At 36.7% G+C, this 13,101-nt stretch carries 12 protein-coding genes and 1 other annotated feature; of the genes, 9 read left to right on the forward strand and 3 right to left on the reverse strand.

Going from position 1 to position 13,101, the window contains the following annotated elements; translation table 11 throughout:
• Positions 1-15: 15 nt before the first annotated feature.
• Both ACZDYH_RS22410 and proS read left to right on the forward strand, forming a co-directional pair.
• On the forward strand, positions 16-309 hold the full coding sequence (locus tag ACZDYH_RS22410; protein WP_000383850.1) for a YesK-like family protein: 294 nt from the start codon (positions 16-18) through the stop codon (positions 307-309).
• Positions 310-402: 93 nt separating this feature from the next.
• Positions 403-609: a binding site (T-box leader), on the forward strand.
• A gap of 47 nt (positions 610-656) precedes the next feature.
• Positions 657-2,087, forward strand: a complete 1,431-nt coding sequence (gene proS, locus ACZDYH_RS22415; RefSeq protein WP_001040985.1) for a proline--tRNA ligase — start codon at positions 657-659, stop codon at positions 2,085-2,087.
• 115 nt (positions 2,088-2,202) lie between these two features.
• Here proS and ACZDYH_RS22420 read toward each other — a convergent pair whose 3' ends face one another.
• A complete protein-coding gene (locus ACZDYH_RS22420) occupies positions 2,203-3,096 on the reverse strand; it encodes an LPXTG cell wall anchor domain-containing protein (RefSeq protein WP_474887203.1) in 894 nt (297 codons plus the stop codon).
• Between the two features lie 201 nt (positions 3,097-3,297).
• Here ACZDYH_RS22420 and ACZDYH_RS22425 point away from each other — a divergent pair, with 201 nt between their 5' ends.
• The 7 genes from ACZDYH_RS22425 (at position 3,298) to ACZDYH_RS22455 (ending at position 9,878) form a co-directional block, all read left to right on the forward strand.
• On the forward strand, positions 3,298-4,176 hold the full coding sequence (locus ACZDYH_RS22425; RefSeq protein ID WP_349561582.1) for an ROK family protein: 879 nt from the start codon (positions 3,298-3,300) through the stop codon (positions 4,174-4,176).
• Between the two features lie 128 nt (positions 4,177-4,304).
• Entirely contained in the window at positions 4,305-4,901 is a 597-nt protein-coding gene (locus ACZDYH_RS22430) for a TerD family protein (RefSeq protein WP_001121586.1), read from the forward strand.
• Positions 4,902-4,923: 22 nt separating this feature from the next.
• Entirely contained in the window at positions 4,924-5,508 is a 585-nt protein-coding gene (locus ACZDYH_RS22435) for a TerD family protein (RefSeq protein WP_000146726.1), read from the forward strand.
• 85 nt (positions 5,509-5,593) lie between these two features.
• Complete coding sequence (locus tag ACZDYH_RS22440) at positions 5,594-6,172, forward strand: TerD family protein (protein WP_000236643.1); 579 nt, start codon at positions 5,594-5,596, stop codon at positions 6,170-6,172.
• Between the two features lie 72 nt (positions 6,173-6,244).
• Entirely contained in the window at positions 6,245-7,036 is a 792-nt protein-coding gene (locus ACZDYH_RS22445; RefSeq protein WP_000025704.1) for a TerC family protein, read from the forward strand.
• 109 nt (positions 7,037-7,145) lie between these two features.
• Positions 7,146-8,777: a YceG family protein gene (locus ACZDYH_RS22450; RefSeq protein WP_434713397.1), complete on the forward strand. Its 1,632-nt coding sequence runs from the start codon at positions 7,146-7,148 to the stop codon at positions 8,775-8,777.
• Positions 8,778-8,795: 18 nt separating this feature from the next.
• Positions 8,796-9,878, forward strand: a complete 1,083-nt coding sequence (locus ACZDYH_RS22455) for a toxic anion resistance protein (protein WP_474887207.1) — start codon at positions 8,796-8,798, stop codon at positions 9,876-9,878.
• 60 nt (positions 9,879-9,938) lie between these two features.
• Here the strand turns inward: ACZDYH_RS22455 and ACZDYH_RS22460 are convergent, their stop codons facing one another.
• Together ACZDYH_RS22460 and ACZDYH_RS22465 are read right to left on the reverse strand one after the other, a co-directional pair.
• On the reverse strand, positions 9,939-12,605 hold the full coding sequence (locus ACZDYH_RS22460) for a cation-translocating P-type ATPase (RefSeq protein WP_088362194.1): 2,667 nt from the start codon (positions 12,603-12,605) through the stop codon (positions 9,939-9,941).
• 192 nt (positions 12,606-12,797) lie between these two features.
• Entirely contained in the window at positions 12,798-13,022 is a 225-nt protein-coding gene (locus ACZDYH_RS22465) for a DUF1128 domain-containing protein (protein ID WP_000366196.1), read from the reverse strand.
• Positions 13,023-13,101: the final 79 nt, after the last annotated feature.

Raw genomic sequence — 13,101 nt, forward strand, 5'->3', positions numbered from 1 at the left:
GAAGGAGGAAACACTATGGATTGGTTAGATGGATTTGGTATCTTTTACATCATTGGCGGAATCACGATTATCCTTGTATTTGCTATTTCATATTTACTAAAGAAACGGTTTCCAGACAAACAGTTCGATATTATATTTGCACTTAGTTTAATACTTCTTTGCTTAGCGTCCTTTCCCGTTACAATGATTGTTATTGGTGGGTGGGAAGGAATGGGATATGGATTTATTGGTTTCTTTGTCCTACTTGGTACACTTATCGGTATGATTGCACATCAACTTGTGAAAATTACGCGGAAAAGCTACGTATAAAACTGCAAAAAATGAAAAGAATATATAAAAATAAGAAAATTAGCTATTGTTTTAAAAAAGAATTTGTATTATGATAATCAACAAATTTATTTCGTTATAACGATGAAAAAGGACTAGTACATGTTCAACCTTTTTAGCAGAGAGAGAATCCGTCAGGCTGAAAGATTCTTAGAAAGGCAATATGGAACCTGCCTTTGAGTTCTGCATATGCAGCGGGAATTTCCCGTTATCAAAAAGAGAGCATGCGCAATTTTTGTGCATGAATCAGGGTGGTAACGCCGACAAAGCTCGGTCCCTATTTAGGGACGCGGGCTTTTTTGTATTTTCTAGAAGGAGGAAGACTGACTATGGCAAAAGAACAAGTACAAGCCATTACGAAGATGGAAGAGGACTTTGCGCAGTGGTATACCGATATTGTAAAAAAAGCCGAACTTGTTGATTATTCAAGTGTAAAAGGATGCATGATTTTACGTCCGTATGGTTATGCCTTATGGGAGAATATGCAGAAGGTGATGGATGAGAAGTTAAAAGAAACTGGCCATGAAAATGTATATATGCCAATGTTTATCCCAGAGAGTTTATTGCAAAAAGAGAAGGATCATGTTGAAGGATTTGCTCCTGAAGTAGCATGGGTTACGCATGGCGGAGATGAAAAGTTAGCGGAAAGACTTTGTGTACGTCCTACATCTGAAACTTTATTCTGTGAGCACTTTTCAAAAATTGTGCAATCCTATAATGATTTGCCAAAGTTATATAATCAGTGGTGTTCAGTAGTTCGTTGGGAGAAGACAACTAGGCCATTCCTTCGTACGACTGAATTTTTATGGCAAGAGGGTCATACAATCCATGAAACGGCAGAAGAATCGCAGGCTGAAACATTAAATATTTTAAACTTATATGCTTCTTTCTGTGAGGATTATTTAGCAATACCAGTTATTAAAGGACAAAAAACAGAAAAAGAGAAGTTTGCTGGAGCAAAGGCAACTTATACAATTGAAAGTTTAATGCATGATGGAAAAGCACTTCAAACAGGAACCTCTCATAACTTTGGAACGAATTTCTCTAAAGCATTTGATATTAAGTTTTTAGATCGTAACGGTAAGTGGCAATATGTGCACCAAACATCTTGGGGTGTATCAACAAGAATGATAGGCGGGCTAATAATGGTTCATAGTGATAATAATGGACTTGTAATGCCACCAAAAGTCGCTCCAGTGCAAGTTGTTATTGTACCAATTGCTCAGCATAAAGAAGGAGTTTTAGCAAAAGCAACAGAGTTACAAGCACATATTCAAAAGGTTGCACGAGTAAAAATAGATGCTAGTAATAAAACACCAGGCTGGAAATTTAATGAGTATGAAATGAAGGGGATTCCAATTCGATTAGAAGTTGGCCCTAAAGATATTGAAAAGAATCAAGTTGTACTTGTAAGAAGAGATACGAAGGAAAAAGAGTTTGTACCAATGGATCAATTAGAAGAACGTATTCCAGCATTACTTGAAGAAATTCATATTGCTTTATTTAATAAAGCAAAAGCATTTCGCGATGAGAATACGTATGTTGCGACAAATTTCGAAGAGATGAAAAAAATAGCTGACGAAAAGCAAGGCTTTATTAAGGCAATGTGGTGCGGGGAATTAGCTTGTGAAGAAAAACTAAAAGAAGAAGTTGGCGTATCTTCACGTTGTATGCCTTTTGAGCAAGAGCATTTAGCTGAAGAATGTATTTGTTGTGGTAAAGAAGCTAAACAAATGGTGTATTGGGGAAAAGCGTATTAATACTTTTTCTGATAGGTGATAAAAGGACTTTGGGCTGCATAATAAAATGTAATCCAAAGTCCTTTTTAGTTTTATACAGTATTTCATGTACTTTTTAGATGGAAGGATGTTGTTCTTATTTTACGTTTTTACGACGAATAAACAGTAACATACCAATTAGGAATGTTGAAAGCCCCATTAAAATAGATATAGGGTAATGCGTTGCAGTATTAGGTAATTTATCACCTTGTTTTTTCGTATTACCTTTTACATTACCCCCTTGAGAACCGTTGCCCTCCTGAGAATTGCTATCGCCTTTAACACGATTGCCACCTTGAGAGCCATTACCCCCTTGAGAACTGCTATCACCTTTAACACGATTGCCGCCTTGAGAGCCATTGCCGCCAGAACCGTTGCCACCGGAACCATTGCCACCAGAGCCATTGCCGCCAGAACCGTTACCGCCAGAACCATTGCCACTAGAGCCATTGCCGCCAGAACCGTTGCCACCGGAACCATTGCCACCAGAGCCATTGCCGCCAGAACCATTACCGCCAGAACCGTTGTCACCAGAGCCACTGCCGCCAGAGCCGTTGCCACCAGAACCATTGCCACTGCCACCAGAACCGTTACCGCCAGAACCGTTGTCACCAGAGCCACTGCCGCCAGAGCCGTTGCCACCAGAACCATTGCCACCGGAACCGCTGCCGTCAGAGCCACTACCACCAGAACCGTTACCGCCGGAACCATTGCCACCAGAGCCACTGCCACCAGAACCGTTACCGCCGGAACCATTGCCACCAGAACCGTTACCGCCAGAACCATTGTCACCAGAACCAGTATCGTCCTGAGAACCGTTATTTCCTGGAGGTATATTATTATCCTTTGAGTTTCCTTCTGCAAAATGATCGCTATTTTGTACAATAGCGTTTGTTAATGGTTGGAAGTTTTCAGTTGCAGCATTACCGATATTTAAACCGCTAAAAAAAGATAAAGAGAGTGTTGATGCTAAAATGAAGATTTTCGTCATGGTTTTCCTCCTAAGAGATTAATGTTCCATCTAAAATACATCCCTTTGTAATATTTCTTAGGAAAAAGAGTTTTATGCAAAAAAAACTATATATAGAAAAAGGTGGTGTATTTGTCAAAGCAGAAAAGAGTTAATGTAGATTTCCTACAAATAGTAGAGGGGGAGAATTTACATTCATAACGGTAGAGGAAGTGGCAGCAGATGAAAGAGTATATAGCGTTTGATATTGGCGGTACGCAAATTAAGTATGGTATTGTTTCAGAAATAGGGAGAGTATTAAAGCGTCAAACAGTTGCAACAGAAATTCATTTAGGCGGAGAACAAATTATTCAAAAACTTATATATGTATCCAAAAAAATAATGAATGAACATACTATTGCCGGAATTGGTATTAGCACTGCGGGAATTGTTGATATTAATAAAGGAATTGTGACGGGAGGTGCGGATCATATTCCGGGATATAGTACTATTCCTATTATTGATAGATTGCAAGAGATATTAAAGGTTCCAGTATCGATTGACAATGATGTGAATTGTGCAGCGTTTGGAGAAAAGTGGAATGGTAGTGGAAGAGAGAAAGATAACTTTATTATGCTCACCCTTGGAACAGGGATTGGGGGAGCAATTTTTATAGATGGAAAATTGTACCGAGGACATTCATTTAGTGCTGGTGAATGGGGGAATATGTTAATAGAAGGAAAAACGTTTGAAGAGATTGCTTCGATTGCAGGATTAATTCGGCTTGTAAGAAAATATAAAGGAAAAGGCGAGTGGAATGGGAAAAGAATTTTCGAGTTGTATGATAAAGGAGATCGGGAAGTTGCTCAAGCAGTTGGGATCTTCTTTAAACATTTGGCAATCGGAATTAGTAATCTTGCTTATATTTTTAATCCAGAAACGATTATTATTGGTGGAGGAATTACCGATAGAGGAAATGAGTTTTTAAAAGAAGTAAAAGAAGAGGTCAGTAAATACTTAAATCAAGAGATTTATAATAATTGTGAGATTGAACTTGCACAAAACGGTAATTGTGCAGGAATGATTGGTGCTATTTACCACTTCTTACATCATTATAAGTAAATTATATGAATGTTTTCATATAACTGAGAATTTATCCTTTTTATCGCTAGGTAAATAATGCTACAATATAAGAGAAGAATACAATATTTTCCGATTTGGAAAATGCTTTGTAGAAAGGGAGAAACTTCATGCCTATTATTTTAGAAAAAGGTCAAAAGATTGATTTAACGAAAGGACAACCAAAAGTAGCAAAACTACAGGTTGGCTTAGGCTGGGATCCAATTGGGCAATCAGGTGGATTTCTGTCTTCATTATTTGGAAGTAAACCAAATGTAGATTGTGATGCATCTGTTGTTATGTTAGAAGGAGATCGTTTTTTAAACAAAAATGATTTAGTTTACTTCGGAAATAAACTTTCTACTTGTGGTAGTATTATTCATTCAGGAGATAATTTAACAGGTGAAGGCGCTGGTGATGACGAAACAATTTTCGTGGAATTACATAAAGTTCCAAGCCGTATTAATCGTTTAGTATTCGTTGTAAATATTTATGACTGTGTAAATCGTCGTCAAGATTTCGGGATGATTCGTAATGCATATATTCGTATTCAAAACCCGCAAACTGGTGAAGAATTAGCACGCTATAATTTATCGGATAATTATGCTGGCAAAACAACTCTAATTGCAGGTGAAATGTATCGTCACGGAAGTGAATGGAAGTTTTCAGCAGTTGGAGAAGGCACGCAAGATAAAAACTTAAGTGAGATTGTATCACGTTATCAATAAAATAACCGAGGAGGAATTGTATATGGCATCAATTTCATTGAAAAAGGGACAAAAGGTAGACTTAACAAAAACGAATCCAGGTCTTTCGAAAGTTCTTGTAGGACTTGGTTGGGACACGAATCGTTATGACGGACAAAACGATTTCGACTTAGATGTTAGTATTTTCTTAGTAGGCGCGAATGGTAAAGTTTCAGGAGCTGAAGATTTCGTTTTCTATAATAATCCAAAAGGTGCGAATGGTGCTGTAGAGCATTTAGGAGATAACCGCACTGGTGAAGGTGAAGGCGATGACGAAGCGATTAAAGTAGATTTGAAAAATGTTCCTGCTCACATCGAACGTATTTGTTTCACAATTACAATTTATGATGGAGAAGGCCGTAGCCAAAACTTCGGACAAGTTTCTAATTCTTTCGTACGTATTCTTGATGAAGAAAAGAATGCAGAATTAATTCGTTACGATTTAGGAGAAGATTTCTCTATTGAAACAGCCGTAGTAGTAGGTGAATTATATCGTCATGCAGGTGATTGGAAATTCAATGCAATCGGAAGTGGATTCCAAGGTGGATTAGCGTCTCTATGTAATAACTTTGGTTTAGATGTAGAGTAATAGATTTGATTTATATATCCATCGGTGAAATGTATGTTTACTGATGGATATATTTTTAAAGATAAAAATATAGAGGTGAATATAGATGGTTATTCAATTACAAAAAGGCCAGAAAATCGATTTAGGTAAGACAAGCCCTGGTTTAACAAAAGCAGTAATTGGTCTTGGATGGGATATTAAATCTTATGACGGCGGAGCCGATTTCGATTTAGATGCATCTGCCTTTTTATTAGATGCAAACGGAAAATGTACGAAGGAAACTGATTTTATCTTCTATAATAATTTACAGTCTCCTTGTGGATCTGTTTTACATACAGGAGATAACCGTACAGGTGAAGGTGAAGGTGACGATGAGCAACTTGTTGTGGATTTGAAGAAAGTTCCAGCAGATGTGCACAGAATTGCTATTACAGTTACGATTTATGATGCGGAAGGCCGTAGTCAAAACTTTGGACAAGTAGGAAATGCGTTCGTTCGTTTAGCGAATGAAGAAACGAGTGAAGAAGTTCTTCGTTTTGATTTAGGGGAAGACTTCTCCATCGAAACAGCAGTTGTCTTTTGTGAATTATACCGTCATAATGGACAGTGGAAGTTTAATGCAGTAGGAAGTGGATTCCAAGGTGGTTTAGGTGCGCTTGTAAGAGCGTATGGCTTGGATGCATAGAAAGGAAACGATATTCGTTTCCTTTTTTTGACCTTTCTATAAATCTAGCAAAGAATAGGGGATAAAGGTAAGATGAGTATTTTGCAAGGAATCCTTGATACGTATGCTCAGTTTTTCGACTTGGACATGTGGATTAAAGTGTTGCAGGATCCAGTATCTTGGGGATTAATTGGTACACTTGTTGTACTTGAAGGATTATTATCTGCTGATAACGCACTTGTGTTAGCGGTAATGGTAAAACATCTTCCGGAAGAAAAACGTAAAAAAGCATTATTCTATGGACTTATTGGAGCTTATGTGTTCCGCTTTATTGCGATTGGAATCGGAATGTTCTTAATTAAATTATGGTGGGTAAAACTTCTTGGTGCACTTTACCTTGCTTGGTTATCAGTAAAATACTTTATTGATAAGCGTAAAGGTGCAAGTGAAGAAGACGAAGCTCACGGTATGAATCAAAATAGTATTCTCTTTAGAATGTTTGGTGTCTTCTGGGGAACAGTTGCGATGGTTGAATTAATGGATATCGCATTCTCTGTAGATAGCGTACTTGCTGCATTTGGTGTATCTAATGAAGTTTGGATTTTACTATTAGGCGGAATGCTAGGTATTTTAATGATGCGTGGTATTGCTGGTGTATTCTTAAAATTGTTAGAGCGTATTCCAGAACTTGAAACGACAGCATATATTTTAATCTTAATTATTGCAGCAAAAATGTTACTGTCTTTAATCGAGATTGAGATTAGTCATACACTATTCTTTATTATTTTAGTTGTAGCATTTGGAGCAACATTTATACTTCACTACATGAAGAATTCTGGACAAGCTAGAGAAGAAGTTGCAGCTACTAAAGAAGACAATAAATAATTGAAATGGGTTTGCTCGTTTTGCGAGCGCCCATTTTTTATAACCAAAAATAGTTTATAATAGAAGAAGGACTTAGAAAAAACGTAAATGTTTTTGGAGGTGAACTGTTGTGTTTTCACGTTTTACACTTCAACCATATGCATTAAAAGATGAATCAGATTTAAAGCAATTTGAAACGCTTTTAGAAAAACGCCCACAATATGAGCTGACAGAGAATGAGATGAAATTTAGTTATATAGCATGTCGAATCCTTGGTGTTCCTAATGATGTAGATGAATATTTTAATGAACTGTTTGATTATAGTGAAGCGAAAGGAATCGAAGTTTTACACGAACAAAATTTAAACAAAGTGATTGATTCGGAAAAGCTTCGTCATATTCAAGAAGTGTTCGGATTACATCAAGAAGCACCAAATGGTCTGACAGTAAATAGGCTAGTTGCACACTTATCTGGGAAACAACTTTTACCGAAAGTAGACAATCCTGATTTACAGCATTACATACATACGACGTTTATTTCACTATTGAAATTATATGAGAAGCAACATAATCAGTCGTTAAAGACAGAAGGCTTCCGTCGTTTCTTAATCGACATAATTAAACTAAGCGAAAATTACGTAGCGAAGTGGTTGTCTACGATTAATTATAAGAAACAAATGCCGCGTATCATTTGGTACGGTGATGCACAGGAAAGCCGTATATATTTCTTATACTTTCTTATTATGCTCGGTTGTGATGTGCTTTATTATCACCCAGAAGGAAAAGATGGATTTGAAAATATTGATGAAGAGGGAAGAACTTTTGTTGTATCTCATTCAAGTCGCATTTCGCTTGAACCATTCCCTGATCGTCGCCGTGAGCGTGTTGCAACAGTAGCGTATCAAGCTTCGAAAGAAATTGAACAAGTACTTCACCACGATAATTCACTGCTGTACAAGCCGTGGCAATTCCGTTCCTATACGCCTGTAGCTCGTACACTAAAAACAACATATGATGAACTCTTTTTAATTACGAAAGAAAAGGCGTTTGTACGCCCGACATTCTTTGTTGAAAATAAACACATTTATATTCCTTCTTTATTTGCGAAAATATCAGGCGTTTCAAAGAATGATAAAGAATATTTTCAACGATTAAAGGCTGTTACATCATTTGATAACAGTTTATTAATTAATACATTCCCGTTTACGAAAGAGCAAAAAGCAAACTTCCAATATCATTATCGAGATGCATTGGACCGAGCTGGAAAATTGCATCCTGATCTAATTATGAATAGCCATTGGTGGCCGCATAAGCGTTTACCGGAAGGTTTACAGCATGGGATTGCAGAGGCGATTATCCATACGTGCGAAAGTGAAATGTGCAAACCAATTGCGAAAGAGACAAAACAAGATGTAGCGCTATATGTTTTCGCACAACTTTCTCAAATACCACCCAATATTTTAGAACAGCTTGAGAAATTTGATTATTCACAAGATGTACCGAAAATTGTTATATTTAATAATGAGAAGAGCGGAGAATTAACTCGTTCTGACGCTGTTTTATTACTATTTTTGAATCAAATTGGAGTAGATGTATTCCATTTCAATCCAACGGGAAGAAACGATATTGAACCGTATATTGAAGCGGGGGCATTTGATTCACATTGGCTTGAAGAGGTTAATTTCGATCTTGAGTTTCATGGTTCATCAGCCTATAAAAATTTATCACAAACAATAAAAGGACTATTTCGTCCATTTTTATAAGGAAAGGGAGAATACCATATGAATAACCCAGTCGTACTAGATCCGAAAACAGAATTAAATGAACAAACAGCACAAGATGTTCGCTTACAACTTAGACAAGATGCGGATGTACAACGTATTTATAATGCGGTAGATATTAAAGATCAATTAGAATTAATTGAACTTGGAAAAGAACCTTCTATGGAAATTTCACGTTTTGCTGATCAAATTTTACATACGATTTCATTATCAAAGATAGAAGATTCTGGTGAATTATTAAAACAGCTTGGTAAAATTATGGACCGATTCGATAGCAAAGACTTTGCGGAAGAGAAAAGCGGTTTCTTCTCACGTATGTTCAAAAAAGCGGATAAAATGATTGAACAAATCTTTAGCAAATATCAAACGATGGGCCGTGAAATTGATAAAGTGTATGTGGAAATTACAAAGTATCAAGATGAAATGAAAAAATCAATTGGTACGTTAGATGGTTTATATGAGCAAAACTTAAAATATTATTTAGACTTAGAAAAATACGTAGTAGCAGGAGAAATGTTATTAGAGCGTTTAAATACAGAGTTAGTTCCGATGTATGAAGAGCGTGTACGTAATAATGATCAATTAGCAGGTATTGAATTAGAGTCGCTTAAAAACTCTGTTGAAATTTTAGAACAGCGTATTGATGATTTAGAAAAAGCACGTATGGTTGCGTTACTTACAGCACCACAAATTCGTATGATTCAACGTGGTAATAATAAATTAATTGGTAAAATCAATACAGCATTTATTACAACGATTCCTATCTTTAAAAATGGTATCATTCAGGCGGTAAATGCGAAGCGTCAAAAACTTGTTGCAGATTCTATGGCTGAACTGGATCGTCGTACAAATGAATTACTTAAGAAAAATGCACAAAATATCGCAACGCAAAGTGTAGAAGTAGCGAGATTATCAGGTTCTTCTAGTATTAAGATGGAAACACTTGAGGAAACTTGGAACATTATTTCAAGAGGTATGCAAGAAACACAACAAATTGAAGAACAAAACAAGCGTGAGCGTGAAGAAAGCCGCAAACGTATGGCTACATTAACAGAGAACATTAAAAAAGAATTACAAGGATAAAGTGAAACTTTAATCAGTGGGGTAAATGAAAAGGCAATGAGGACTATTCCTCATTGCCTTTTAGTTTCTCTTCACTAATTTAATAATCTCATTCACAATAAGTGGAATGATACTTAATAAGAGAACAAATCCCCAATCTCGCATCGTTAATGCATGTACACCGAATATATTTGCAAGGGGCGGGATGGAGATGATACAAACTTGCATAAGAACACCGATAAGAAGGGAGAAAACTAAATATTTATTTGTAAAGATCCCAATTGAAAAAATTGATTTCGTTCTTGAACGCAAGTTAAATGAATGAACGAGCTGAGAAAAACTAAGAACGACAAATGCCATCGTTTGAGCATGTAATAGAGCATCGTCATCAATTCGCTCTGGGAAAAGAGGGAATAAATTTGTATCTCCAGTATAGAATTTTGCTCCGGCGATAAAAGCTATTAGCGTTAAAAGTCCAATGATAACTCCATTGAAAATCAGGAAAGGAACGCTGCCACTAAATAAGCTTTCTTTCGCATGTCGTGGTTTTTCCTTCATCACATCTGGATCTTCAGGATCAACCCCAAGTGATAATGCAGGCAGTGTATCTGTAATTAAATTCACCCACAAAATATGAATAGGTCGTAGTGGTGTTGCCCAGCCGAGTAAAATCGCTAAAAATAAAGCGATAATTTCTCCGAAGTTACAAGAGAGTAGGAAGAGAATTGATTTTTTTATGTTACGATAAATATTTCTACCTTCTTCAACGGCTTTCACAATAGATGAGAAATTATCATCTGTTAACACGACATCTGCTGCCCCTTTTGCAACGTCTGTTCCTGTAATGCCCATCGCTACGCCAACATCAGCTTGCTTTAAAGATGGTGCATCATTGACACCGTCACCAGTCATAGAAACGATATTTCCTTTCGCGCGTAATGCCTTTACAATTTTCACTTTATGCTCAGGAGAGACTCTAGCGAATACATTTAAATGATTAATTTTGCTAGCTAGTTCTGTATCAGAAACGTTATCTAATTCAGTTCCAATCATAATTTCCGATATTTCTTCAGCAATGCCAAGTTCTTTGGCAATTGCAAAGGCGGTATCTTTATGGTCACCAGTAATCATAACTGTGCGAATACCGGCTTTTTTACATTCTTTAATTGAATCTTTCACTTCAGTTCGTGGTGGATCAATCATACCGACAAGACCAATAAAGATAAGATTTTTTTCAAGATGATTTATATCCACATCGTTTGAATCGTATTGTTTAAATGCGAATGAAAGTACTCTTAAAGCTTCTTGAGACATTGATCCGGCAGCTTTTAATATTTGATTTTTATCAGAATCAGTTAAAATCTCGATTTTGCCGTTTTTAAAAATATGGGTACATCGGGGTAAGAGCTTATCAATAGCGCCTTTCGTCATGCTATAGTAGCTTTCATCGTATGTATGTACAGTTGACATCATTTTACGATCTGAATCGAAAGGTACTTCGTTAACACGTTCATGTATTTTTTCTAAATGATCTTTTTGCATATTAAAGGTGGTTCCGGCAACGAGAAGAGCAATTTCAGTCGGGTCTCCCGTTTGTGATTCGTTATTGTAAGACGCATCATTACATAGCACCATATTTTCTAACAATAGACGTTGCGCATCATTATTTACATTTAAACTCTCTAAGCGATCGTATGTGTTATCACTATAAAAGTGAGTAACGGTCATTTTATTTTGCGTTAACGTACCTGTTTTATCTGAACAAATAATTGTGACAGAACCGAGGGCTTCAACAGCTGGTAGTTTCCGAATGATAACGTTTTGTTTAATCATACGTTGCACACCAATTGCAAGAACGATGGAAACGATAGCTGGCAAACCTTCTGGAATAGCTGCAACGGCTAAACTAATTGCAGTCATAAACATTTCTAGTGTATCTCGTCCTTGTAAAAAGCCTATGAGAAACATCACGATACAAATAGCTACAGCAACAAAGCCTAAATACTTTCCGACTTGTGCTAAGCTTTTTTGAAGTGGTGTCATATCATCGTCAGCTTCATGTAAAAGGGTAGCAATCTTACCAATTTGTGAGTTCATTCCAGTTTCAACAGCAACACCGACGCCTCGTCCATATGTAACAAGAGTAGACATAAAGGCCATATTCTTTTGATCACCGAGTGGTACTTGCTCATCACTTTGCATGGAAGGGTGGTAGATTGCATCTTTATCAACAGGGACAGATTCACCAGTTAGAGCAGATTCTTCAACTTTTAAATTTGCGGTTTCGATCAGGCGTAAATCGCATGGGATATATCGTCCGGCGTCGAGCATAACGATATCACCTGGAACGACGTGCTCAGATGGAATTTCTTTTAGTTCACCATCTCGCTTGACGATAGCTTTAGGTGTCGCCATCTTTTTCAATGCCTCTAAGGCTTGTTCTGCTTTCGATTCTTGGACGACACCGATAACAGCATTTAAAACTACAACGAGCGCAATGATACTTGCATCTGCCCATTCACCTACAAAGGCAGAAATAAGGGCTGCAATAATAAGGACATATACGAGGACGTCATTAATTTGGGCGAAAATACGCTGCAATAAAGTGCGTTTTTGTTTTGTAGCTAATTCATTAGAACCGTATTGCTTTAAACGTTCACTTACAATTTCATCTGTTAAACCGTGTTGTTCGTTTGTTTCTAGGTCAATTAATGTTTGATCTTTCGTCTTACTGTACCAATTGCTCATAAGTAAGCACCTCCAGTAAAAACAGTTAGCAATGGTAGTGTTGCTATTATTTGTGAGTAGTATGTATGGAGAAAAAATCTAAGGTGAGGTTCTACTTCTATTGTACAATATTTTACAGTTGGTTGAGGGAAAGAGAAGAGTTGTCATGAATTTGTTGGAAATAAAAAAGAGCCTCATATAAGAGAGGCTTTTTTACTTTTTAATTAATGTACCTAATTCTTCTGTAATAGCTTGCATTTCACTAATGCTGAATGTTTCACGTTTCATAACATGATCATAAATGTCACGTAAATCTTCGTACATTTCTTCGTTAAAACTAGCAGCTCTCATCGCTCCAGCATTAACCATACGTAATTTTTCTTTAATAGCTTCGACCATGTATTCAACGTTTTCTTCTGACTTTACGGATAAATCCACCGAAGTGTCCCCCTTTAAAATAACATAAGGCTATCTTAACATTTTTTATCATTTTCGTTAATGAATCTTTTCAATCCCA

It is taken from the genome of Bacillus sp. EB V-12, assembly GCF_056158125.1.